The following is a 21,853-nucleotide window of genomic DNA, read 5'->3' on the forward strand; positions in this document are numbered from 1 at the left end:
CGGCCCGCCCCGCCCTCACGGCAGGCCCCGGACACCGCGAACTCCCGCCGCCCCGAACGACCCTGACTCCGCGCCACCGGGCCGAACCGCCGCCGAACCGCCGTCGAACAGGCCCTTCGCGCCCGTCCCGCCCGCGCCCGGCCGTCTCGGGGAGCCGACCGGCCCCGCGAAACTTTCACCCGGGACGGAACGGGACCGGCGGCCGCCCCCCTCACCCCTGCGGCGCCCGGGCGGGCTCGGGCAGGTCGAGGGTGGCGATGTCCTCCCCCATCGCGAGCATCCGGTCCAGCAGCGGGCGTCGGCCGAGCAGGGTGTTGCGCAGCCACAGGCCGCGGGCGGTGCGCGGGGCGAGGAAGGGCCCGGTGCGGTCGCCGCCGCGCTGGCAGCGCCGGGCGTAGGGGCGGACGGTGCGTTCGTAGCGGGTGAGTGCGGTGCGGTGGTCGCCGTCGGCGCGGGCGAGTTCGGCGGCCAGGACGTACGCGGCGACCAGGGCGGTGCCGGTGCCCATGCCGCCGATGGTGGCGCCGCAGGCGGCGTCGCCGAGCAGGGCGATCCGGCCGTCGGACCAGGCGGGGACGTCGGCGCGGCTGATCGAGTCGACGTACAGGTCGCGGTCGTCGACCTCGTCCAGGGTGGCGAGCAGGTGCGGGACGGGGTGCGGCAGGTCGGCGAAGCGTTCGCGCAGCAGGGCCTTGAGGCGGGCGGGGTCGTGCCGGTCGAGGGGGAGTTCGGGCGAGGCGAACAGCAGGAAGGCGCCGGCCCGGTCGGGGTCGCGGGGGTCGGCCCCGGCGGCGGCGAGTCGGCCGGGGGTGTTGATGCCGGTGCTGCCGGCGGGCAGGCCGAGGCGGTTGGGGAAGGGCCAGGTGGCGGCGTAGTAGCCGAGGTGGCGGACGTAGCGCCGTTCCGGCCCGAAGGCGAGGGCGCGGACCCGGGAGTGCAGGCCGTCGGCACCGATCACCAGGTCGAAGTGCCGTTCGGGGGCGTGCCGGAAGGAGACCAGGACGCCGTCGGGCCGCTGCCGCAGGGCGGTGGCGGTGTCGCCGAACAGGTACTCGGTGCCGGGCGCGCTGTGCCGGTGCAGCAGCCGGACGAGGTCGCCGCGCGGGATCTCCACCTCGCCCCCGGCGAACTCGGCGGGCAGCCGCAGCCTGGTCCGGCCGCGCGGGTCGGTGAAGGTCATGGGGGTGCCGCCGGTGCGGTGCGCGCGCAGTTCGTCCAGCAGGCCCATCCGGCGCAGGACGGTCAGGTGGGTGGGGCCGCGGAAGTCGACGGCCTGCCCGCCGGCCCGCGGTCCGGGGGCGAGTTCGACCACGGTGGGCCGGTGTCCGTACCGGGCGAGCCAGTACGCGAGCGCGGGGCCGCCGATGCCGGCGCCGGAGATCAGTATCCGCACGTGCTTCCTCCTCGGGTGGCGTCGCCGCCGAGAAACTGCGTCCATAGGACGCGGTTCATTGCTGTGTACGGTAGACACAGTTCCGGGCCGCGCACAAGGCCGGCCCGCGGAGCGAGGAGGGACCGTGCCGGAACCGAACGCGGCGCTGCGGCTGCTGTGGGGCCCGCCCGCCCGGCCGACCCGGGGGCCGAAGCCGTCCCTGAGCCTGGAGTCGATCGCCCGCGCCGGGGTCGGCGTCGCGGACGCCGAGGGCCTGGCGGCGGTGTCCATGCAGCGGGTCGCGGGGCTGCTCGACCACACCAAGATGGCGCTGTACCGGTACGTGCCGGGCAAGGCCGAACTGGTCGCCCTGATGGTCGAGCACGCCGCGGGCGACCCCCCGCCCGCGAGCGACGCCCCGTGGCGCGAGCAGCTCGCCGACTGGGCCCACCGGATGTCCGCCGTGCTGGCCGCCCACCCCTGGCTGCTGGACGCCCTCGCCGCCCCGCGCCCCACCGGCCCGCGCGAACTGGCCTGGCTGGAACGGGTGGTGGCGGCCCTCGACGGCCACGGCCTGTCCGGCGCGGAACGCATGGACGCCGCCGTCCTGCTGGTCGGCCACGTCCGCACCATCGCCGCCCAGCACCGCCAGTCCCGCGACGGCTCCCCCGAGGCCGAACTCCTGCGCGCCCTGGGCGATCTGGTCCAGACCCACGCCGACCGCTACCCCGCCCTCGCCGCCGCCCTCGCCGAACCCCCCGGTGGCCGCGACGACGCCTACGACTTCGGCATCGCCCGCATCCTCGACGGCATCGCCGCCCTGATCGACCACCGCACCCGCTGACCCTCCCCCGCCCGGCACCCGGACGCTCCACGCCTTCGCCCGGGCCCGGGAAGGGCCTGGCGCGGCACCGGCTGAGTACCCGTACTCATGCGTCCGGCCCCCGGCTCGCCGAGGGTGGAGCCGGAGGTGCGGGATGACGGGGAAGCGGAGGTCGCTCGCGACCGAGTGCGCCAGGACGCTGGGGCTGGTCGGGGCGCTCGTCCTGGCGCGGTTCGGCGGGACGAACCTCAGCGGGCCGTCGAAGCGGAAGCTGCGGCGGCTGGTCGGGTCGCCCGGGGTGGAGTCGCGCCGGGCGGCGGCGGAGCGCGCGATGGGAGCGGTGGTCGAGCGGGTGGGCGCGTGCGGGGGGCTGGAGCACGTGGTGACGCACTGGGCGGAGACCTTCTCCCGGCGCACCGAGTTCGCGGGTTTCGGCTCCCCCGCCGCCCGCAAGGTCACCTGCGAGCTGCGGGCCGTCGCCTACTTCGGGGTCCGCGGCGAGGTGGCCGACGTCCTGGACGGGCTCCGGCGGTACGGCCTCGCGGACTGGCTGCCGCCTGCGGAGTACGGCCCGGCCCGGTCCGGCGGCCCGGAGTTCGGCACTCCGGAGCTGCGGATCGACTGGGACCGGCCGGGGTCGCCGCTCCCGCTCCGGGACGGGGTGCGGGCGCCGCGCCGGGGGATCGGCTCCGGCCGGCTGCGCCACCGGCGCTGGAGCGTCCCGCCCCGATCGCCGGGCCGGACCACCCGGACCGACCGGGCGGACCGGGCGCGGCTGGCGGACGCGCGGGCCCGGTGCGGCACCCTGCTGGTGCTGCGCCTCGGCGGGCCGGGCCGGTACGGCGGGACCCGCTTCACCGTCCGGTACGAGAAGTGATGGTCCGTCAGTATTCCCGGCCGCGCGGGTCGGCGCGGTGGCGGCCGCGGCGGGCGGAGCCGCGGGTCGCGGTGACGGCCGCGGCGAGGATCATGGGGGTGAGCAGCAGGAGCATGGTGAGTTGCATGTGGTGCCTCCGGGTGGTCCGGTTCCTGCTGGTGCGGGTACCCGCACCTGGCGCGGACATGTGGACCGCCCTCCCGGGTCACCCGCCCGGACCGCGCCGCGGCCCGGATCTCGCCCGGTCGGTCGCCCACCAACCGGGGATCTTCCCGGGCAGACGATCCGTCAATCTGCTTCCCGGGGGCGCTCGGGCAGCACGATCGGCGCGCCCCCGCGCGGATGCGCCAGTACCTCCACGGGGTGGCGGTAGACCCGGCTGAGCAGGTCGGCGTCCAGGATCTCCGCGGTGGGGCCGACGGCGACGGTGCGTCCGGCGTCCAGCAGCGCGATCCGGTCAGCGTGCGCGGCGGCCAGCGTCAGGTCGTGCAGGACGACGACCACGCCGTGTCCGGCGTCGGCACGTTCCCGGGCGACCCGCAACACGAGTTCCTGGTGGCGCAGGTCGAGCGCGGCGGTGGGTTCGTCGAGCAGCAGCAGCGCGGTGTCCTGGGCGAGGACGCGGGCCAGCGCGACCCGGGCCCGTTCGCCGCCGGAGAGCGCGGTGAACGGGCGTTCGGCCAGGTGCGCGCAGTCGGTGGCGGCCATCGCGCGGGCGACGGCCCGTTCGTCCTGGTCGGCGGTGCGGCGGCCGGCCCAGGGGGCGCGTCCCATCCGGACCACCTCGACGGCGGGGAACGGGAAGGACACCTCGTGGGTCTGCGGCAGCAGGGCCCGGCGGCGGGCGAGTTCGGCGGGCCGGTACCCGGCCAGCGGGCGGCCGTCGATCCGCACCTCGCCGCGGGCCGGGCGCTGGTCGCCCGCCAGGACGGACAGCAGGGTGGACTTGCCGGCGCCGTTGGGGCCGAGCAGCGCCAGGATCTCCCCGGCCCGCACGGCCAGGTCGACGTCCGCCAGCAACTCCCGTCCCCCGGCGGCGAAACCGATCCCGTCGGCTTGCAGCAGCACGGTCATGCCCAGCCTCCCTGGCGGCGTCGGGTGCGGCGCAGCAGCCAGAAGAAGAACGGGCTGCCGAGGAGTGCGGTGAGGACGCCGAGCGGGAGTTCGGCGGGTGCGGCGAGGGTGCGGGCGGCGAGGTCGCCGGCGACCAGGACGAGCGCCCCGCCGACGGCGGAGGCGGGCAGCAGGAAGCGGTGGCCGGGGCCGGCCAGCATCCGCAGCAGGTGCGGGACGACCAGGCCGACGAAGCCGATGATGCCGCTGACCGCGACGGCCGCGGCGGTGAGCAGCGCGACCACGGTGATCAGCACGATCCGCATCCGTTCGACGTCCACGCCCAGGTGCCGGGCGGGGCGTTCGCCGAGCGCGAGCAGGTCCAGGCGGCGGGCGTAGCGGGGGGCGACGGCCAGGCCGAGGGCGGCGAACGGCAGCACGGCCAGCACCTTCGTCCAACCGGCCTGGGAGAGCGAGCCGAGCTGCCAGAACGTCACCTGGCTGATCGCGGCGGTGTCGGCGGTGAACAGCAGCAGGCCGATCAGCGCGCCGCAGAACGCGTTGACGGCGATGCCGGTGAGCAGCAGGGTGACCACCTCGGTGCGGCCGCCGCTGCGCGACATGGCGTAGACGGCGCCGACGGTGAGCAGGCCGGAGGCGAACGCGGCGGCGGTGACCGTCCAGGAGCCGAGCGCGTCCAGGCCGAGCACGATGCAGCTGACGGCGCCGACCGCGCCGCCGGAGGAGACGCCGATCACGGCGGGTTCGGCCAGCGGGTTGCCGAACACGCCCTGCATCAGCGCCCCGGCGCAGCCGAGCGCGCCGCCGACCAGCAGGGCCAGCACCACCCGGGGCAGCCGGACGTTCCACAGCACCGATTCGGGGACCCGCTCCAGGGCGTGGCCGCCGAGGTGGGCGCGGTGGGCGAGCGAGGCGAGGATGTCGCCGAGCGGGATGGCGTAGGCGCCGGTGCCGGCGGCGAGCAGCGCGCAGGCGAGCAGGGCGGCGCACAGGCCGGCCAGCAGCAGCGGGCGCCGGTCGCGGGCGGCCTTCTTCACCAGGGGGGTCGCGGCGGCGGCGGTCCCGCCGGTCGGGCCGGTCGGACCGGTCTCGGGCAGGGTGGCGGTCACTCGGCGTCCCGGTGCAGCTGGGTGGCGATGTCGCGCAGCACCTCGGGGGTGCGCGGGCCGTAGGAGAGCAGGCGGCCGTCGTCGACGGCGATGATCCGGCGGTCGAGTCCGGCGGGGGTCTGGGCGACGCCGGGGAGGCGGAGCAGGCCGTCGACGCCGCCGACCGACTCCAGGCCCTTGGTCATCACCAGGATCGCGTCGGGGGCGGCCTTGACCAGGGCTTCGCTGGTGAGCGGGGTGAAGTCGCCGGTGAGGTGGGCGGCCGTGCCGGCGTCCTCGCCGCCGGCGGCCTCGATGAGCGAGGGCGCGCCGGAGTCGGGGCCGCCGAGCAGGAAGACGGAGGCGCTGCCGCGCAGGTAGAGGAAGGCGACCTTGGGGCGGGTGGCCCCGGCGGCCGGGAGCTGCGCCTGCACGTCGGCGATCTGACGCCGGGTGCGCTCCTTGAGCCGGGCCCCGGCCTCGGGCACGCCGAGGGCGGCGGCGACCCGGTCGATCCGGGGGCCGACGTCGTCGAGCCTCTTGGCGTCGTCCAGGACGATCAGTGGGACGCCGGCGGCGCGGATCTGGTCGACGGCCTCGGCGGGGCCGGTGCTGCGGTCGGCGAGCACCACGGTGGGGTGCAGGGAGAGCACGCCCTCGGCGGAGACCTCGTGGGCCTGGGTGATGACGGGGAGTTTCGCGGCCTGCTCGAAGGTGGTGGACACGTCCCGGGCCACCGCGCGGTCGCCGAGGCCGAGGCTGAACACCAGCTCGGCCAGGCTGCCGTCGAGCGGGATGATCCGGTCCGCGCTGGTGACGGTGACCTGTCGGCCGTCGGCGGAGGGGACGGTGACGGGCAGGCGGGGCGCGGGGGTGTCGGGCAGCGCCTCGATCCGGTCGGGGTCGGCGGCGACGGAGGCGGAGGCCGCCGGTGCGCCGGGGGCGGCCTCGCCGGTGGAGCAGGCGGCGGCGCCGAGCAGGAGTCCGAGGACGGCGAGCAGGACGGCGGGGGCGGTTCTGGTCCGGTCGCGGAGGGTGCGGGTCAACCTCGGGCCTTTCTCGGTGCGTTGACGTCCCGTCGAGGCCGCCGAGGGGGGTCACGGCCGGGACACTTGACTCATATATTAGGTTAGCCTTACCTCAATTGAGCAAGGGGGCCGCCTCCCCCCGCACCCCTTGCCACCTGCCCGTTTCCCCTCCGCCGAGGAGTGATCCGCCATGCCCGTCCCCGGACGGCCCCCCGTACCGCCCCGCCGCCCGGCCGCCCGGCTGCGCACCGCCCTCGTGCTGCCGCTCGCCCTGCTGCTGGCCCTGGCCTGGCTCCCCGGCCGGGCCGCCGCGGCCGATCCGGCGGTCTCCGGCGGCCGGCTCGACTGGGGCATCAAGCAGTCCTTCCTCACCTACGTCACCGGCCCGATCGCCAACGGCACGTGGGCCCTGACCGGCGGCGCGGCCACCGTCGGCGGCTCGGCGTTCCGCTTCCACTCCGCGGCCGGCAGCTACGACCCGGCGACCGGCGCGCTCTCCGCCGCCTTCCAGGGCGGGGTCCGCTTCACCGGCCACCAGGAGAACGGCAGCAACGCGCTCGACCTCTCGATCTCCCACCTCACCGTCAAGGCCGCGGCCGACGGCAGCGCCGCCCTGTACGCGGACGTCAGCTCCAAGTCCCGCGAGACCGGCAAGACCTCCAGCACCAGCCAGGCCCGGCTGGCCGACCTCTCGCTCTCCGGCGTCTCGCTCAAGAACGCCTCCGGCACCCTCACCCTCAGCAACGTCCCCGCGACGCTGACCCCGGCCGGGGCCGGTGCCTTCGGCGGCTTCTACACCGCGGGCACCGCGCTCGACCCGCTCACCTTCTCCGTGACGCTCAAGTCCCCGGCCGCCGCGCCCTCCCCGACGCCCACGCCCACCCCGACGCCGACCGCCGCCCCGGAGAGCGCGGCCGGAGCCGCCCCGAGCGCCACCGCCGCCGCCACCGCCCTCGACCGGGGCGCGCTCGACTGGGGCGTCCGGCGGACCTTCCGCGACTACGTCACCGGCTCGATCGCCCGGGGCGGTTGGCAGCTCGGCGGCGGCGCGGCCGACGGCGGGGCGTTCTTCCGCTGGACGCCCGCCCACGGCACCTGGGACCCGGCCACCCGCACCCTCGACGCGGGCTTCACCGGCACCGTCCGCTTCACCGGCCTGCGCGAGGGCGACACCCTCGGCCTGGACCTGACCCTCGCCGACCCGCGCCTGACCGCCGCCGGCACCGAGGGCCACCTGACCGTCGACGTCTCCGGCCGCACCCCCGACGGCACCACCCGCGCCGCCGCCACCACCGAGATCGCCACCTTCGACGCGAGCGCCCTGAAGACCGAGAACGGCCTCCTCACCGCCGCCGACCTGCCGCTCACCCTCACCGCCGCCGGTGCGGGCGCCTTCGGCAACCTCTACCCGGCCGGCACTGAGATGGACCCGCTCACCGTCAACCTCCCGCTCACCCCCGCCGCGGCCGTCCCGCCGCTGCCCGACCTCGGCGCGACGCCCACGCCCCCGCCGTCCCCGGCCACCGCGCCCGTCGCCGCCGCCACGTCCTCCTCCTCCCGCACCGCCCTGATCACCACCCTCGCCCTGGTGCTCGCCGCGGCGGTGGCGGCGGCCACGACCCTCGTCGTCCGGCGCCGCAGGCGTTCCTGAACGCCCCCGTTCCCGAACACCCCGGTTCCCGAACGCCCTCGTTCCCGAACGCCCCCCGGCAGGTCCCCGGCCGCTCCCCCGGCCCCTCCTCCCGCCCCACCCCACCGATTCCGGAGTCCGATCCATGTCCCACACCCCTGCCGTCCGCCACCGCAACCGCACCCGGCTGGCCGCGCTGGCCGCCGCGACCGCGGGTCTCGGCCTGACCGCCTTCGGCCTGCCCTCGCTCGCCTTCGGCGCCGGCGCCCCCACCACCGTCAACTACGACACCGGTTCGCTGGACTGGGGCGTCAAGGCGAGCTTCCGCACCTACGTGACCGGCCCGGCCGGCGGCGGGAGCGTCACCCTGAGCGGCGGTGCCACCACCAACGCGGACGGCTCCTACCACTTCAACCTGGCCTCCGCGGGCTACGACCTGACGACGCACCGGCTGAACGCGGCCTTCGACGGCGGGGTGCGCTTCCTCGCCCACGGCGGCGCGCTGGACATCGCGATCAGCGACCTGCGGATCGTCACCGAGGGCACCACCGGCACCCTCACCGCGGACACCGCCTCGAAGGAGAGCATCGGCGCCGCCGCCCCGACGCTGCGCCAGGACGTCGCGCTGGCCACCTTCACCGTCGCCCGCGACACCACCAACGGCGGGGCCACCGCCGCCACCCTGACCGCCGACGGCGCGAAGGCGTTCGCCGGGTTCTACCCCGAGGGCACCGCGCTGGACCCGCTGTCGATCGTCCTCAAGCAGACGCCCGCCCCGTCCCCCTCCGCGTCCGCCTCGGCCTCCGCTTCGGCCTCGTCCGCGCCGTCCTCCTCCCCCTCCCCTTCGGCGTCCGCGTCTGCGTCCACCTCCACCGCGCCGTCCTCCTCCCCCTCCCCTTCCGCCTCCGCCTCCACCTCCGCCGCGCCGTCCGCCTCCCCCTCGCCCTCCGCGTCCGCGTCCACCCCGGCGGGCAACGAGCTGGCGATCGTCGACGGCCGGCTGGAGTGGAACGTGCAGCCCGACTTCCTGGCCTACGTGACGGGTCCGATCGCCAACGGCAAGGTGGAGTTCGGCGGCGGCGCGGCCGAGTTCCGCTTCGGTCCGGGCAGCGGCAGCTACCGGACGGACACCCACGCGCTGTCGGCGGGCTTCGCCGGGTCGGTGCGCTTCCTCGGGCACCAGGCGGCCGACGGGCACTACCAGTTGGACACCGCCCTCTCCCACCTGGGCCTGCGGGTGGACGCCTCCGGCGCGTACCTGGTGGCCGACGTGACCGCCAACTCGCTCTCCGGCGGGGCGCCGGTCCGGCTGACCGGGGCGAAGATCGCCAAGCTGGACCTCGCCGAGGCCGACCTCACCCCGGTCGACGGCGTGGTGACGCTGCGCCAGGTCCCGGCGACGCTGACGGCGGAGGGCGTGCCGGTGTTCGGCCAGTACAAGGAGGGCAAGGAGCTGGCCCCGGTGACGGCGGTCCTCTCCTTCGACCGGAACGCCCCCCTGCCGTCCGGCACCCCGACCACCGGCACCGGAACGGGCACGGGAACCGGCACCGGCACGGGCACCGGCACCGGCGGGACCGGTGGGGCCACCCTCACCACCTCCGGCGGCACCGGCGGTGAACTGGCCTTCACCGGCGGCGGCACCGGCACCGTGCCGATGCTGGCCACCGCGGCCGGGCTGCTGCTGGTGGGCGGGGCGACCACCGTCCTGGCCCGCCGCCGCTCCTCCGGCACCGCCACCGCCGGCACCACCGCGGCCGAGTAAGGCCGCTGACCCCGCTCCGGGCCCGCGCGGACACTTCCGCGCGGGCCCGACCGCGTCCTCGCCGACTCCCGGCGGACGGGATCTACCGGGCGGCGGCCAGGACGGCCAGCTCGCGCAGGCGGGTGAAGTAGTCGGCGGCCCCGGGGTCGTCGGCCAGTTCGGGCAGGATGCGGTCGACGGTCGCTATGCCGGTGCGCAGGGCCGCTCTGCGGCGTTGGTCGAGCGGGCCGGTCAACGCGGCGGACACGCAGCCCGCGAGGTGGCTGTCCAGCAGCACCAGGTCCTCGCCGACGGGCGAACGCAGGTAGCAGCTCTGCGGGAAGGGCAGGCCGAGGAAGCCCTGCCAGCGGGTGTCCAACTGGTCGTTGTGCGTGTCGCTCATGCGGACGATGATGCCCGAGCGCACGGCCGCCCCGTCACCCGCCCCGACCCGGTGCGCCCCCGTCCCGACCCGCCGGTGCGGACGACGACGAGGCCCGGTGCGGGAACGGTTCCCGCACCGGGCCTCGCGGCGCCCCACTCGCTCGGGCGCCCGGGTGTCCAGCCGCTCAGGTGTCCAGGTGTCTAGATGTCCAGGGGCTCAGGCGCTCAGTCGCTCAGGCGCTCAGCGGGTACCGCCCGCCGAGCTCGCTGAATATCGCGCCGTTGAGGACGAAGGCGCGCTTGCACTCCTCGGCGACCCGGCGCTGCTCGACCTCGTCCATCAGCGCGCCCGCGGCGTCCAGCTTGGCCCGGTAGTCGCGTTTGAACGCGGCCGGGTTGTCGATCTCCTCGAAGACGTAGAACCGGACGCCGTCGCCCTTGCGCTCGAAGCCCCAGGTGCGCTCGGCGACGCCGCGGATGATCTGACCGCCCGACAGGTCGCCGAGGTAGCGGGTGTAGTGGTGGGCGAGGTAGCCGGCCGGCCAGCTGTCGGCGAGCTCCTCGATCCGGGCGGCGATCGCCTCGGTGGCGGGCAGCGGGGCGAGCGTGCTGCGCCAGTCCGGGCCGGCCAGGTGGTCGAGGTCGCGTTCGATGGCGGCGGTGCGCAGCAGGGCGCGGTCGATCAGCGGGCCGGCCAGCGGGTCGGCGGCCAGGGTGTCCAGGCGGGACTCCAGGGCGCGGTAGACGTACCAGAGCTGGCCGGTGAGGTCGGTGTAGGCCTGGACGCCGAGCCGCCCGCCGAGCAGGTCGCTCATGAAGGAGGACTGCTCGGCCGCCTGGTGCTCCTCGGCGCTGGCGGTGCGGAGCAGGGCGGAGAAGGCGGCGGGCTGCTGGTCGGGGCTGGACATCGGGACGGGCCTCCAAAGATCGAATCCACTCGATTATTTAGGTGAGGCTCACCTAAGTCAAGCGGTTGCCGACACCTCGTCGGCAAGATTCTACGGAGCGTTAAATCCCCCGGTCCACCGGCCCTGACGTGCTTGGATGGCGGCCATGGACCGATCATTCGACGCCCTGGTCGACGAGGCCGGGGCCGCCCCCGTCGACGGCTGGGGTTTCGCCTGGCTCGACGGCCGGGCCACCGAGCAGCGCCCGTCCTGGGGTTACCAGCGGCTGCTGGGCGAGCGGCTGGCCGCCGCCCGCGCGGCGCTCGACCTGCAGACCGGTGGCGGCGAGGTGCTCGCGGGCGCGGCGGACTTCCCGCACTTCCCGCGCACGATGGCGGCCACCGAGGGCTGGGCGCCGAACGCGGCGCTGGCCACCCGGCGGCTGCACCCGATGGGCGCCGTGCTGGTGTCCTCCCCGGCCGACGCGCCGCTGCCGTTCGCGGACGGCGCGTTCGACCTGGTGACCAGCCGCCACCCGGCCGCGGTGGACTTCCCGGAGATCGCCCGGGTGCTGGCCCCGGGCGGCACCTACTTCGCCCAGCACGTGGGCGGACGCACCAACGTCGAGCTGAGCGCGTTCTTCCTCGGCCCGTTCCCGGTGCCCACCGCCCGCGAGCACGAGGTGGAGGCCGAAAGGGCCCGGGCGGCCGGGCTGGAGGTGGTGCGGTGCCGCAACGAGCGGCTGCGCCTGGAGTTCTTCGACGTCGGCGCGGTGGTCTGGTTCCTGCGCAAGGTGGTCTGGACGGTGCCGGACTTCTCGGTCGACCGCTACCGCGAGCGCCTGCGCGCCCTGCACGAGCTGATCGAGCGCGAGGGCGTGTTCGTCTCCACCATGTCCCGCACCCTGTTCGAGGCCCGCAAGCCCGCCGGACCCGCCCCGTCCGCCCCCTGACGGACTCCCCCCGCCCCGCCCCGCCCCGCGCCGGGGCGGGGGGCGGCGGTCAGGCAGTGGGCTGGACGGGGAGGGCGGCCACCGTGGGGTGGTCCTTGGGGATCAGGCCGAGCCTGGCGCTGCCGCCCGGGGTGCCGAGGTCGTCGAAGAACTCGGCGTTGGCGGGGGTGAAGGGCTGCCACTCCTCCGGGAGGTCGTCCTCGTAGAAGATCGCCTCGACCGGGCAGACCGGTTCGCAGGCGCCGCAGTCGATGCACTCGTCGGGGTGGACGTAGAGCATCCGCTCCCCCTCGTAGATGCAGTCGACGGGGCAGTCGTCCACGCAGGCCCTGTCCTTGACGTCGACGCAGGGCAGGGCGATCACAAAGGTCATCGGGGTGCGGTCCTCTCCGGTCGGTGGTGCTCGCCGCGCTGGCGCAGCCGACCGTAGGTCCTCAAGTAAGGTTGAGGTCAACAGGGGAGGCGGGGAGGCGGGGAGGCGGGGAGGCGGGGATGACGACCCATCGGTCCGGTGGCGGGCGGCCCGCGGCGGGCGACTGGCTGGCCATCGGCGAGGTCAGCGCGCGGACGGGGGTGGCGGTGTCCGCGCTGCGGTTCTACGAGGAGCTGGGCCTGATCGCCTCCGAGCGCGACGGGCGGGGGCGGCGGCACTACCCGCGGCACATGCTGCGCCGGATCGCGCTGGTCTCGGTGGCGAAGCGGATCGGCGTCCCGCTGGAGGACGTCCGGGCCGTGTTCGCCGACGTGCCGCTGGACCGGCCGCCCAGCCACCAGGAGTGGCAGCGCGCCTCGCGCGGCTGGAAGCGCCGCCTGGAGGAGCGCCGGCAGACCATCGAGCGGCTGGAGGCCGAACTGACCGGCTGCATCGGCTGCGGCTGCCTGTCGATGAAGGCGTGCGCGCTGCTGAACCCGGGCGACAGCCTGGCCGAGGGCGGGGTGGGCCCGCGCCGCCTGTGACCGGGCACCGGACGGCCGGTCAGCGGCGCAGCGCCAGCACGGTGTTGTGGCCGCCGAAGCCGATCGAGTGACTGAGGGCCAGCCGGGGCGCGTGCCGGCGGGGTGCGCCGGTGACCAGGTCGATCCCGGCGGTGTCGGGGCCGGGGGCGTCGTGGTTGGCGGTGGGCGGGACGGTGCCGGTGCGCAGGGTGCAGACGGTGAGGGCGGCCTCGATCGCGCCGGCCGCGCCCATGGTGTGGCCGAGGGCGCCCTTGGCGGAGGTGACGCTGGGCGGGGTGCGGGCGAACAGGTCGCGGATCGCGGCGGATTCGATCGCGGCGGCGGCGGCGTACACGGCGAGGTCGCCGGTGGCGGTACCGGGCGCGGCGCGGCGGCGGCGGTGGATGCCGGTGCGTCGGCGGATCCACTCGTCGCTGCTGTCGAGGCCGCCCTCGGCGATCACCTCCTCGTTGTCGACGCTGCGGGCGGGCAGGCAGGAGCCGAGGCCGACGACGGCCGCGCGGGGCACCCGGCGGGTCATCCGGCGCCCCCTCGGGCCGGGAACGGGGACGGCGGCTTGGGGACGCCCGCCAGTCCGCCGTCCGGGGTGCTGAGCCCGCCGTCCAGCACCAGGGTCTGCGCGGTGACCAGGTCGGCGGCGGGCGAGGCCAGGAACAGCACCGCCGCGGCGACGTCCTCGGGGGTGCCCCAGCGGCCCTGCGGGACGTGGCTCATCAGCCACTGCGAGACCGGCTCCGCGTCGGACGCGAAACTCGTCATGTCGGTGGTCACCCAGCCGGGACAGACCGCGTTCACCCGGATGCCCTCCCGCGCCCAGCCGACGCCCAGGCTGCGGGCCAGCGAGATCTGGGCGGCCTTCGAGGCCGCGTACGCCTCCAGCATCGGGGTGCCCATCAGTCCGGCCGCCGAGGACATCAGGATCAGCGAGGCCCGCCCGGAGGCCGCCAGGTGCGGGTGCGCGGCCCGGCACAGCTCGGCCGTGACGTTCAGGTTGACGGCGATCACGTGCTCCCAGTCGTCCTGCGCGGAGTGCTGGAACGGCACCAGGACGGGGCTGCCGTCCGCCGCCGTGGGCAGCACCCCGGCGTTGTGCACCAGCACGTCGATCCCGCCCAGCGCGGCGGCCGCCTCCGCCACCACGGCGCTCGGCGCGCCCGGCGCGCCCAGGTCCGCGGGCAGCGCCCGGGCCCGGGTGCCGAGCGCCTCGGCCTCCTCGGCGACCGCGTGCAGCGCCGCCGCCGACCGGGCGGTCAGCACGGCCTCGCACCCGGCCTCGGCCAGCGCCAGCGCGCAGGCCCGCCCGATGCCCCGGGAGGCCCCGGTCACCAGGGCGCGGGCTCCGTCCAGCCGGAACGCGCCCGGCAGTGTGCTGCTGCTCATGACAGCTCCTCCTTCCGTGCGGTGCGGAGCGGGCCGGTCCCGGTGCCGACCCCGGTGTCGGTCCCGGTGTCGGCCCCAGGGCCGGTGCGGGTGCCGGGACGAGTGTCGGGACAGGTCTCGGGGCGGGGCTCGGACCAGCGCAGCAGGGCGCTGCCCCAGGTCATGCCGGCGCCGAAGACGGTCAGCAGGATCAGGTCGCCGGGTTGCAGTCGGCCCTCGGCGTGCGCGGTGGCCAGTGCGTACGGGGCGCTGGCCGCGCCGATGTTGCCGACCAGGTCGCCGACCACGGTCATCCGGTCGGCGAGGCCCGCCTCGGCGGCGAGCCAGCGCACCAGGACGGGGTTGGGCTGGTGGGTGATCACGTGGTCGATGTCGTCGGTGGTCAGGCCGTGGCGCTCCAGCGTCTCGCCGAGCATCCGCGGGAAGGCGTCCCGGATGAACCGGCTCACCGCCCGCCCGTCCATCCGGATGCGGTGGGCGCCCTCCGCGAGGGTCTGCCGGGTCGCCGGGCGGCGGCTGCCGCCGGCCGGGATCAGCACCCGGTCCGCGAGCCTGCCGTCCGAGCCCAGCCGGAACCCGCCCAGCCCGCCCGGCGGTTCGACCGGACCCAGCACGGTGGCGGCGGCCCCGTCCGCGAACAGCGCGGCGGTGGCCCGGTCCGCGGGGTCGAGGAACTTCGAGTACGCCTCCACCCCGACCACCACCGCGAGCATCGGCCCGTCCGCCTCCCGCAGCCAGTCGTGCGCGACCTTCGCGCCGAACAGCCAGCCCGAGCAGGCCGCGGAGACGTCGAGCGCGACGGCGTCGACCGCCCCGACCAGGGCCTGCACCCGGCAGGCCGTCGCCGGGCCCAGTTCGTCCGGCGTCGAGGTCGCGCAGACCAGCAACCCGAGCTGCCGGGCCGGCACGCCCGCCGAGTCCAGCGCCCGGCGCACCGCCTCCGCGGCCAGGTCCGAGGCCGCCTGCGACCCGTCCGCGACGTGCCGGCGGCGCACGCCGGTGCGCTCCGCGATCCACTCCGGCGTCACCCCCGTCCCGGCCGCGACCTCCGCGTTGCTCCGCACCCGGGCCGGCACGTACCGCCCGGTGCCCCACACGCCCACCGCGTTCACGGCGCCGGTTCCTTCCGCTCGGCGGGGTCGGCAACGCGCTCGGCGGGTTCGGTGGCGGCCGACCGGGGCTCGGGAGCGCCGTCGCGGGCCCGGACCAGGTCGTCCGGGAAGGCGAAGGCGCGTTCGATCCGCTCCAGGTGCGGCAGCAGCCGGTCGTAGCCGCGCTCCAGGGCGTTCTCCAGGCCGACCAGGTCGCCCGGGGTGAGGGTGCGGTGGCGCAGCAGGGCGCCGGCCGTCCGGTCGGCGGCGCGCAGGGCGGCGAGGTGGGCGAGGGCGGTGGTGGCCTCGTCCCCGGGGAGGGTGGCGAGGGCGCGCGGGAGGTCCTCGGCGGCGAGCCGGGCGGCGTAGGTGGCGCCGAGTTCGGCCGCCCGGTCGAGCAGCGGGTTCCACACCTCGAAGGGGGTGGCGGAGCCGGGCGCGTGCTCGGTGCGGGCCCGGCGCAGCCACCCGGTGAGGGTGTGCTGGTGGCGGGCCAGCACGGCGGGCCACCAGCCGGGGTCGGCGAGGTCGGCCGGGACGGGCGGGAGGGTGCCGGTGCCGGTGGAGGTGCCGGTGCCGGTGGAGGTGGCGGGCGGGTCGTCGAGCAGGGCGCGCCCGAGGTCGTAGCGGATCAGTCGGCTGTCGCCGCCGGCCGGGTCGAAGGAGCGGGCGAAGCCGTGGTAGCCGGGCAGCCGGTTGTCGTCGGCGAGTCCGGCGTGGCCGCAGCGGCGCTGGCACTCGGCGACGATCCGTTCGGCCTCGTCGGCGCAGTGCGCCTTGTACGCGGACAGCGGGCGGCTGACGGCGGACCAGGGCGCGAACCCGGCCTCGGCGTCGGCGGTGTCGGACTCCCGGGCGGCGGCGAGCAGTTCGCGGGCCCGGGCGGCGGCGCAGCTGAGCGCGAAGGCGTCGGCGAGGGCGCCGAGCAGGGCGCGCTGCTGGCTGCGGTGGGCGAGCAGGGGGCTGCCGGGGGCGAGGGCGGCGCGGGTCTCGCGGTGGCGGGAGTGCCGGACGGCGAGCACCGCGGACTGGCGGGCGAGGGCGGCCAGCGCGGTGGGCAGGACGCCCCACAGGTCCTGGCCGACGGCGAGGGTGCGGCGCAGCCGGTCCTCGGGGGTGCGCGGGTCGCGCAGGCGGCCGTGCTCGTCGAGCTCGGCGTCGTCGCGCAGCCAGTGCGCCTCCGGGACGCGGACGCCGTCGAACCCGATCCGGTGGTAGCCGAGCGGGAGCGCGCCGACCGGGACGGGCGGGGAGAGGGTGACGCCCGGGCGCGGACCGTCGTGGTCGGCCAGCCGCACCAGGAAGGCGAACACCCCGCCCTCCCGGCCTCGCCCGTCCACCGCGCGGGCGATCACCACGGCCCCGCGCGGCCCGGGGTGCCCGGCCACGCCGCCGAACTTCCGGTCCGCCGCGGTGGGGGTGCGCAGCACGAACTCGCGCCGCCCCGGGTCGAATTCGGCCACCGTCCCGGCACCGAGGTGGCTGCTGGCGCGGCCGGCCTCGGTGACCAGGTAGCCGATCCGCAGGGCACCGGCGTCGACGGCGTCGAGCTCCGGCCGGACGTCCTCGGGCTCGCCGGCCAGCCGCAGCAACGAGCCCTGGCCCAGGATGCTCTGGGTGACCACCGTCATGCCGAGCCGGGGGTCGGCGACGGCGGCCCAGGCCAGGGCGGCGGCCAGCGCGTCGGCGTCGGCGTGCAGGTCGGCGGCGGCGGGCAGGGCGCGCAGCAGGGCGCGCAGGCGGCGGTACAGGTAGGGCTCGCGCTCGGCGGCGGACTCGGCGACCCGGTAGGGGTGCCGGGCCAGGGCGCGGTGCAGGCGGGGCAGGTAGCCGGGGTGGTGGCGACCGTGCAGCAGTTCGTCCAGGGTCCTCGTCGGCTCCTCGGCCATCGTCACGGTCCTTCTCGCTGCGGGGGTCGGCGGGTGGTCGGGTAGGGGGCGGGCGGCTGGCCGGACGGTGGGGCGGGCGACTGGCCGGACGGTGAAGCGAGCGGCCGATCGGGCGGCTCGTCGAGCGGTGGGGCGAGCGGCCGGCCGGGTGGTGGGGCGTGCACCCGGGCGCCGGTGCCGCGCAGGCAGGCGGCGGCGTTGCGGCTCAGTGCGCGGCCCGGACCGGCCTCGCGGTAGTCGGTGTGGCCGTGGGCGGCGAGCAGGGCGAGGACCCGGGGCAGGTGGGCGGGGCGGACCAGGCAGTCGGCGGCGCGGGCGGCCAGGTCGTCGGTGGGGGTGTAACGGCGTCCGGCGACGGCCGAGTAGACCGGGACGGCGGGCTCCCCGATCGCCGGGCCGCCGCGCAGGATCGCCTCGAACTGCCTTCGCTGCCGGTCGAGTTCCGGGTGGTGCGAGGTGAAGGGCAGGCGCAGCCGGACGGCGGTGACGCCCTGCTCGGCGGCGAGCCGTTCGACGGCGGCCAGCCGGTCGACCGGCCCGCCGAGCACGCACTCCCCGGGGCTGTTGACGCAGCCGACGGTGACCCGGCCGCCCCCGGCGCGGACGGCCAGCGCGGCAGCCCGCCGCTCCCCGCAGCCGATCAGCGTCAGCCCGCCGGGCGTCCGGGCCAGCACCCGGGCCAGGCCGTACGCGGCGCGCGCGCCGGTCCCGACCGTCCAGGCACCGGCGGCGGTCAGCGCGGCGAGTTCCCCGAAGCTGACGGCCAGCAGCGCGTCGGGCGGCCCGTACCGCTCGGCCAGCACCCGCTGCCAGGCCACCGCCGCACCGTAGTGGGCCAGTTGCTGGAGGCCGACCGAGCCCTCCGCCAACTCCCTCCCGCCGGGCGGGTGTTCGCCGAGCAGCAGGGCGGCCGGCGGGGGGCCGGGGGCGGGTGCGGAGGTGTCGGAAGCGGGGGTGCCGGAAACGGGGGTGCCGGAAACGGGGGCGGCGTCATCGACGGTGGCGTCATCGATGGTGGCGGCGGCATCCGCGACGCTGGCGTCGATCTCCTCGTAGACGGCCCGCAGCGCGCGGCGCAGGGCACCGTCCCGGGCGGCGGCCCGGTACAGCGCCTGCACGGGGAAGTCCCCCTGACCTGGGAACATGTGAACCGACACGGGCATGACTGCACACTCCGCAGCAGCGAGAGGGCCGATCCGGCACGGGCCGCACCGCGCCCGGCCCCGCGCCGGCTCCCCTCGGCGCGGCCGGCGTCCGGCCCGCCACCACAGTGCCCAATCAGTACGCCCACCATCCAGTCATATGACCGGTGGATGCGTTGAAAGTTCCGCCGCCGTTGAACACCCGCGCGAACTCACCGGCCACGCCCCCGCCCCGCACCGGCGCACCGGCACCCCCGCCCCGACGTCACCGCGCGATCATTCCCGCCAGCGCGAGGTCGAGCAGCCGGTCCGCCTGGGCCTCGGTGTCGTGTTCGCGGGCCCAGGCGGCGGCGTTCATCAGGGTGAACACGTCCACGCCCGTGGTGTCGCCGCGCAGGGCGCCCGCCCGGCGGGCCCGGTCGACCAGGCGGTCGCCGATGGCCGTCAACCGGTGGCAGGAGTCCTGGAGTTCGTCGGACCGGGCGGCCAGCGCGGCGGCCAGGCCCTGGTAGGCGGCGGCGTGCCGGACCACCGCGCGGATCCAGTCGGCCAGCGCCAGGGCCGGGTCGGGGTGCTCGGCGAGTCCGTCCCCGTGGGCGAACAGCTCCTGGTTGCGCGCGTCCAGCAGGGCGGCGATCAGCGCGGCGCGGGTCGGGAAGTGGCCGTAGAGCGTGCCGATGGCCACCCCGGTGCGGCGGGCCACCCGCTCCAGCGAGGCGCCGGTGCCCTCCTCCCGGAAGACGGCGTCGGCCTCGGCGAGCAGCCGCTCACGGTTGCGCCGCGCGTCGGCGCGCGGACGGCGGCGGACGGTCTCGGTCACGTCATCTCCCTTTCCGGGCGGGGCCCTTGCTGCCGGTCCTCGCGCTCGGCCCTCGCGGCCGGTCCCCACCCGTCGACCCTTGCGGTCGGCCGTCAAGTCGAGGCATCCTCGACTCACCTCGAAACCGAGGATGCCTCAGCTTATCGGCGCGCCGTCCGCCGCGCCACGGAACACCAGACAGGGGAGAACCCGCCGTGATCCTGCTGACCGGAGCCACCGGCGCGATCGGCCGCCACCTGGTCCGCCGACTCGCCGACCGGGGCGCCGAGTTCCGCGCCCTGGTCCGGGACGAGGCCAAGGGCCGCGCCCTGGGCTGCGCGTACGCCGTGGGCGACTTCGCCGATCCGGGCTCGCTCACCGCCGCGTTCGATGGCGTCGACCGGCTGTTCCTGAACGGGCCCGGCGCGGCGCCGGTGGACGGGGAGCAGCCGATGGTCCGTCAGCTCGGCTCCGTCATCGACGCGGCCGCGGCGGCGGGCGTCGAACGGGTGGTGAAGGTCTCGGTGTGGCACGCCGCGCCCGGCCGCCCGCTCTCCGAGGGCGTGCACGGCGTGCTCGACCGCCGCCTCGCCGAGTCCGGCCCGGCCGCCTGGACGCTCCTGCAACCCTCCGGCTTCCTGCAGAACCTGCTGGCCCCGGGCACGTTCACCCCCGACGGGCGCCTGGTCGGCCGCTACGGCGGCGCGCCCGTCTCGCACATCGACTGCCGGGACATCGCCGAGTGCGCGGAGGTCCTGCTGACGGGGCCGCCGCGCCCCGGCGAGTCCTTCGTCCTGACCGGGCCGGAGGCCGTCACCGACCGGGAGCTGGCCGCCCGGATCTCGCACGCCCTGGGCCGGACGGTCGGCCTCGCGCCCCTCGCCCCGGACGAGGTCTCCGCCGCACTGGCCGCCCAGGGCCTCCCGGCCGGCTTCACCGCGGGCCTGGCCGAGCTGCTGCGCCAGGTCGCCGCGGGCTCGCTGGCCGGAGTGACCACCGCCGTCCCCGACCTGCTCGGTCGCCCCGCCCGCACGGTGGACGCCTTCCTCGCCGACCACCTGCCGGCCTTCCGCGCGGCCCTCCGACTGCCTTGACCACGGCGGCCTCGAACTGACGTGGACCGGAACGCCCTTGCCGCCCGCTCGCGCGTCCCGGGCCTGAGTACAGGTACTCAGGCCGCCGGTTCACCGCATACGGAATGATGATCGGCGCGACGGGCCGCAGGGGCCCGTCCCTGCCGACCGGAGCGCCCCACCGTGAAACGTCCCGCCCTGGCCGTGGCCGCCACCGTGCTCGCCGCGGGCACCCTGCTCGCCGGCTGCGGCTCCACCCGCAGCTCCGACTCCCCCGGCTCCCCCGCGGGTTCCGGCTCTGCCGCAGGCGCCGCCGCCGGTTCGCCGGACGCCGCGCAGGCGGCCCGGCAGGGGTACGAGCAGCAGTACGCACAGGCGGTGGCCGACCACGACCGGGCGTTCCCGAGCGTCGCGAGGGCCTGTGCGGGGAAGCCCACTACGCAGCCGTCACCGGTGGACACCCCGTCGTCCGGCCCCCAGCCCGAGAACCCCAAGTACGCCGAGAACCACGCTTACCTGCGGACGGCCACGCTGGACCCCGCCGCCCAGTGCCGCGGCGAGGCGCACGCCGCCCGCATCGCCGCCGAGGCCGCCGCGCAGCCCCCGGCCGGCCCCGCGCAGGCCAAGGCCCTGCTCGCCCGCCTCGGCTACCCGGACGCCACCGTCGACCAGGGCGGCGACGGCGTGCACTTCACCTTCTCCGTCCCGCAGCTCGGCCCCTGCCTGACGGGCGTGCTGTCCGACCCGCCGCACATCGAGGTGCACGGCCCGTACCTGGAGGGCGGCTGCGAACTCCCGAAGGGCGGCCACTGAGCCTCCCCTCGCCGCGCCGCCTCCGGCCCGGAATCCCGGTGCGGCGGAGCCGACCGCACTGCCAGAATCGGGCGATGACCGACGACCACCTGCTCCACCGGGCGTCCCGCCTCTGGACGGGGCTGGCCGACGTGCCCGCGGCCTTCCCCGCGCCGGGTGCCGCGAGTGTCGTGGTGTCGCCGAACTCCGGGCTGTGCCCGCCGGGTTGGGTCGGCCTGCTGACGCTGGGCGGCGCGGTGCTGGCGACCGCCCCGGACGCCCGGCGCGCCGAACTGCTCCGCGCCGCGCTGCGGTCCTGCCCGGAGGCCGGGTGGGACGCCGAACTGCTGGGCGCCGCACTGCCGGTCCGTCGGATGCTCGGCCCCGCCGCGCTCGCCTACCTCGCCCCGACCGACCTCGTTCCGACCGACCTCGTTGCGACCGATCCCACCCCGACCGATCCCACCCCGGCGGCTCGACACCCACCCGTCCGCGAACTCCCCAGCGAGCACCAGGAGTTGCGCGCTCTGGAGGCCCGGGTGCCGGCCGCGGAACGCGACGAGGCAGCGCTCGGCGAGATCACCTCGCCCGTGTTCGCCGTCGTCCGGGAGGGCCGCGTCCTGGCCGCCTGCGGTTACCGCGTCTGGCCGTTCGAGACCGCCCAGTTCAGCGTGCTGACCGACCCGGCGGCCCGTGGCCGGGGCCTGGCCCGCGCCGCCGCGACGGCCGCCGCCGCCCACGCCCTCGCCGCCGGGCTGCTCCCCCAGTGGCGCGCCCGCGTCCCGGCCTCCCGCCGGGTCGCCGCCCGGGTCGGCTTCCGCGAACTGGGCACCCAGCTCTCGGTCGAACTCCCCTGAGCCCGGCCGCGCAC

22 protein-coding genes are annotated in these 21,853 nt (G+C 76.8%); 9 read left to right on the forward strand and 13 right to left on the reverse strand.

Features of this window, described 5'->3' with window-relative positions; genetic code table 11:
* Nucleotides 1-211: 211 nt before the first annotated feature.
* Nucleotides 212-1,393 carry an FAD-dependent monooxygenase gene (locus K353_RS00495; protein WP_305000275.1) on the reverse strand — a complete coding sequence of 394 codons (1,182 nt, stop codon included), beginning with the start codon at nucleotides 1,391-1,393 and terminating at the stop codon, nucleotides 212-214.
* A 124-nt stretch (nucleotides 1,394-1,517) separates the two neighbouring features.
* On the opposite strand from K353_RS00495, the gene K353_RS00500 reads away from it, so the two are divergent.
* Together K353_RS00500 and K353_RS00505 are read left to right on the forward strand one after the other, a co-directional pair.
* Nucleotides 1,518-2,216: a TetR/AcrR family transcriptional regulator gene (locus tag K353_RS00500; protein WP_233533268.1), complete on the forward strand. Its 699-nt coding sequence runs from the start codon at nucleotides 1,518-1,520 to the stop codon at nucleotides 2,214-2,216.
* Between the two features lie 133 nt (nucleotides 2,217-2,349).
* The gene (locus K353_RS00505) at nucleotides 2,350-3,072 is read left to right on the forward strand and encodes a hypothetical protein (protein WP_111551535.1); all 723 of its coding nucleotides are present in this window, start codon (nucleotides 2,350-2,352) and stop codon (nucleotides 3,070-3,072) included.
* A 288-nt stretch (nucleotides 3,073-3,360) separates the two neighbouring features.
* Here the strand turns inward: K353_RS00505 and K353_RS00510 are convergent, their stop codons facing one another.
* The 3 genes from K353_RS00510 to K353_RS00520 all read right to left on the reverse strand — a co-directional run bounded on the left by K353_RS00510 (nucleotide 3,361) and on the right by K353_RS00520 (nucleotide 6,280).
* Nucleotides 3,361-4,146 (reverse strand): heme ABC transporter ATP-binding protein, encoded by a 786-nt coding sequence (locus K353_RS00510; protein ID WP_111551536.1) that lies wholly within the window; start codon nucleotides 4,144-4,146, stop codon nucleotides 3,361-3,363.
* Entirely contained in the window at nucleotides 4,143-5,186 is a 1,044-nt protein-coding gene (locus K353_RS00515) for an iron ABC transporter permease (protein WP_233533297.1), read from the reverse strand. Before K353_RS00515 ends, K353_RS00510 begins: the two co-directional genes overlap by 4 nt.
* Nucleotides 5,187-5,251: 65 nt before the next feature.
* Nucleotides 5,252-6,280 carry a hemin ABC transporter substrate-binding protein gene (locus K353_RS00520; protein ID WP_233533269.1) on the reverse strand — a complete coding sequence of 343 codons (1,029 nt, stop codon included), beginning with the start codon at nucleotides 6,278-6,280 and terminating at the stop codon, nucleotides 5,252-5,254.
* Between the two features lie 172 nt (nucleotides 6,281-6,452).
* Here K353_RS00520 and K353_RS00525 point away from each other — a divergent pair, with 172 nt between their 5' ends.
* Both K353_RS00525 and K353_RS36440 read left to right on the forward strand, forming a co-directional pair.
* Nucleotides 6,453-7,913, forward strand: coding sequence for an HtaA domain-containing protein (locus K353_RS00525; protein WP_111551537.1), 1,461 nt, complete (start codon nucleotides 6,453-6,455; stop codon nucleotides 7,911-7,913).
* 124 nt (nucleotides 7,914-8,037) lie between these two features.
* A complete protein-coding gene (locus K353_RS36440; protein WP_111551538.1) occupies nucleotides 8,038-9,657 on the forward strand; it encodes an HtaA domain-containing protein in 1,620 nt (539 codons plus the stop codon).
* A gap of 82 nt (nucleotides 9,658-9,739) precedes the next feature.
* On the opposite strand, the gene K353_RS00535 is transcribed toward K353_RS36440, so the two are convergent.
* Together K353_RS00535 and K353_RS00540 are read right to left on the reverse strand one after the other, a co-directional pair.
* Complete coding sequence (locus tag K353_RS00535; RefSeq protein ID WP_146616359.1) at nucleotides 9,740-10,039, reverse strand: hypothetical protein; 300 nt, start codon at nucleotides 10,037-10,039, stop codon at nucleotides 9,740-9,742.
* 214 nt (nucleotides 10,040-10,253) lie between these two features.
* A complete protein-coding gene (locus K353_RS00540; RefSeq protein ID WP_111551540.1) occupies nucleotides 10,254-10,928 on the reverse strand; it encodes a heme oxygenase (biliverdin-producing) in 675 nt (224 codons plus the stop codon).
* Between the two features lie 145 nt (nucleotides 10,929-11,073).
* On the opposite strand from K353_RS00540, the gene K353_RS00545 reads away from it, so the two are divergent.
* Nucleotides 11,074-11,859: a methyltransferase domain-containing protein gene (locus K353_RS00545; RefSeq protein ID WP_111551541.1), complete on the forward strand. Its 786-nt coding sequence runs from the start codon at nucleotides 11,074-11,076 to the stop codon at nucleotides 11,857-11,859.
* A 49-nt stretch (nucleotides 11,860-11,908) separates the two neighbouring features.
* Here K353_RS00545 and fdxA read toward each other — a convergent pair whose 3' ends face one another.
* A complete protein-coding gene (gene fdxA / locus K353_RS00550) occupies nucleotides 11,909-12,232 on the reverse strand; it encodes a ferredoxin (RefSeq protein WP_111551542.1) in 324 nt (107 codons plus the stop codon).
* 119 nt (nucleotides 12,233-12,351) lie between these two features.
* Between fdxA and soxR the strand changes: the two genes are divergently transcribed.
* A complete protein-coding gene (soxR, locus tag K353_RS00555) occupies nucleotides 12,352-12,816 on the forward strand; it encodes a redox-sensitive transcriptional activator SoxR (protein WP_111551543.1) in 465 nt (154 codons plus the stop codon).
* Nucleotides 12,817-12,835: 19 nt separating this feature from the next.
* Here soxR and K353_RS37075 read toward each other — a convergent pair whose 3' ends face one another.
* From K353_RS37075 to K353_RS00585, 6 genes are all read right to left on the reverse strand, one after another.
* A complete protein-coding gene (locus tag K353_RS37075; RefSeq protein WP_370447532.1) occupies nucleotides 12,836-13,336 on the reverse strand; it encodes a hypothetical protein in 501 nt (166 codons plus the stop codon).
* The gene (locus tag K353_RS00565; RefSeq protein ID WP_111551544.1) at nucleotides 13,333-14,196 is read right to left on the reverse strand and encodes an SDR family NAD(P)-dependent oxidoreductase; all 864 of its coding nucleotides are present in this window, start codon (nucleotides 14,194-14,196) and stop codon (nucleotides 13,333-13,335) included. The genes K353_RS37075 and K353_RS00565 overlap by 4 nt, the downstream gene beginning before the upstream one ends.
* Nucleotides 14,193-15,308 (reverse strand): 3-oxoacyl-ACP synthase III family protein, encoded by a 1,116-nt coding sequence (locus tag K353_RS00570; protein WP_233533270.1) that lies wholly within the window; start codon nucleotides 15,306-15,308, stop codon nucleotides 14,193-14,195. The genes K353_RS00565 and K353_RS00570 overlap by 4 nt, the downstream gene beginning before the upstream one ends.
* Nucleotides 15,305-17,176, reverse strand: coding sequence for a hypothetical protein (locus K353_RS00575; protein ID WP_111551545.1), 1,872 nt, complete (start codon nucleotides 17,174-17,176; stop codon nucleotides 15,305-15,307). The genes K353_RS00570 and K353_RS00575 overlap by 4 nt, the downstream gene beginning before the upstream one ends.
* A 2-nt stretch (nucleotides 17,177-17,178) precedes the next feature.
* Complete coding sequence (locus tag K353_RS00580; RefSeq protein WP_111551546.1) at nucleotides 17,179-18,339, reverse strand: acyltransferase domain-containing protein; 1,161 nt, start codon at nucleotides 18,337-18,339, stop codon at nucleotides 17,179-17,181.
* A 244-nt stretch (nucleotides 18,340-18,583) separates the two neighbouring features.
* Entirely contained in the window at nucleotides 18,584-19,138 is a 555-nt protein-coding gene (locus K353_RS00585) for a TetR/AcrR family transcriptional regulator (RefSeq protein ID WP_111551547.1), read from the reverse strand.
* Between the two features lie 194 nt (nucleotides 19,139-19,332).
* Here K353_RS00585 and K353_RS00590 point away from each other — a divergent pair, with 194 nt between their 5' ends.
* The 3 genes from K353_RS00590 (at nucleotide 19,333) to K353_RS00600 (ending at nucleotide 21,839) form a co-directional block, all read left to right on the forward strand.
* Nucleotides 19,333-20,211 (forward strand): NAD(P)H-binding protein, encoded by an 879-nt coding sequence (locus K353_RS00590; protein ID WP_111551548.1) that lies wholly within the window; start codon nucleotides 19,333-19,335, stop codon nucleotides 20,209-20,211.
* A 162-nt stretch (nucleotides 20,212-20,373) separates the two neighbouring features.
* Nucleotides 20,374-21,003, forward strand: coding sequence for a hypothetical protein (locus K353_RS00595; protein WP_146616360.1), 630 nt, complete (start codon nucleotides 20,374-20,376; stop codon nucleotides 21,001-21,003).
* A gap of 74 nt (nucleotides 21,004-21,077) precedes the next feature.
* Nucleotides 21,078-21,839 carry a GNAT family N-acetyltransferase gene (locus tag K353_RS00600; protein ID WP_111551550.1) on the forward strand — a complete coding sequence of 254 codons (762 nt, stop codon included), beginning with the start codon at nucleotides 21,078-21,080 and terminating at the stop codon, nucleotides 21,837-21,839.
* Nucleotides 21,840-21,853: the final 14 nt, after the last annotated feature.

The sequence above is a fragment of the Kitasatospora sp. SolWspMP-SS2h genome (assembly GCF_003259315.1).
In the GTDB taxonomy this organism is placed as follows: domain Bacteria; phylum Actinomycetota; class Actinomycetes; order Streptomycetales; family Streptomycetaceae; genus Kitasatospora; species Kitasatospora fiedleri.

Bases quoted from the DNA above. Each gene is read 5' to 3' on its own strand.
- K353_RS00510 (WP_111551536.1), bottom strand. From the start codon at position 4,146: ATGACCGTGCTGCTGCAAGCCGACGGGATCGGTTTCGCCGCCGGGGGA.
- K353_RS00525 (WP_111551537.1), top strand. From the start codon at position 6,453: ATGCCCGTCCCCGGACGGCCCCCCGTACCGCCCCGCCGCCCGGCCGCC.
- K353_RS00540 (WP_111551540.1), bottom strand. From the start codon at position 10,928: ATGTCCAGCCCCGACCAGCAGCCCGCCGCCTTCTCCGCCCTGCTCCGC.
- K353_RS00580 (WP_111551546.1), bottom strand. From the start codon at position 18,339: ATGCCCGTGTCGGTTCACATGTTCCCAGGTCAGGGGGACTTCCCCGTG.
- K353_RS00575 (WP_111551545.1), bottom strand. From the start codon at position 17,176: ATGGCCGAGGAGCCGACGAGGACCCTGGACGAACTGCTGCACGGTCGC.
- K353_RS37075 (WP_370447532.1), bottom strand. From the start codon at position 13,336: ATGACCCGCCGGGTGCCCCGCGCGGCCGTCGTCGGCCTCGGCTCCTGC.
- K353_RS36440 (WP_111551538.1), top strand. From the start codon at position 8,038: ATGTCCCACACCCCTGCCGTCCGCCACCGCAACCGCACCCGGCTGGCC.
- fdxA (WP_111551542.1), bottom strand. From the start codon at position 12,232: ATGACCTTTGTGATCGCCCTGCCCTGCGTCGACGTCAAGGACAGGGCC.
- K353_RS00545 (WP_111551541.1), top strand. From the start codon at position 11,074: ATGGACCGATCATTCGACGCCCTGGTCGACGAGGCCGGGGCCGCCCCC.
- K353_RS00505 (WP_111551535.1), top strand. From the start codon at position 2,350: ATGACGGGGAAGCGGAGGTCGCTCGCGACCGAGTGCGCCAGGACGCTG.
- soxR (WP_111551543.1), top strand. From the start codon at position 12,352: ATGACGACCCATCGGTCCGGTGGCGGGCGGCCCGCGGCGGGCGACTGG.
- K353_RS00565 (WP_111551544.1), bottom strand. From the start codon at position 14,196: ATGAGCAGCAGCACACTGCCGGGCGCGTTCCGGCTGGACGGAGCCCGC.
- K353_RS00535 (WP_146616359.1), bottom strand. From the start codon at position 10,039: ATGAGCGACACGCACAACGACCAGTTGGACACCCGCTGGCAGGGCTTC.
- K353_RS00600 (WP_111551550.1), top strand. From the start codon at position 21,078: ATGACCGACGACCACCTGCTCCACCGGGCGTCCCGCCTCTGGACGGGG.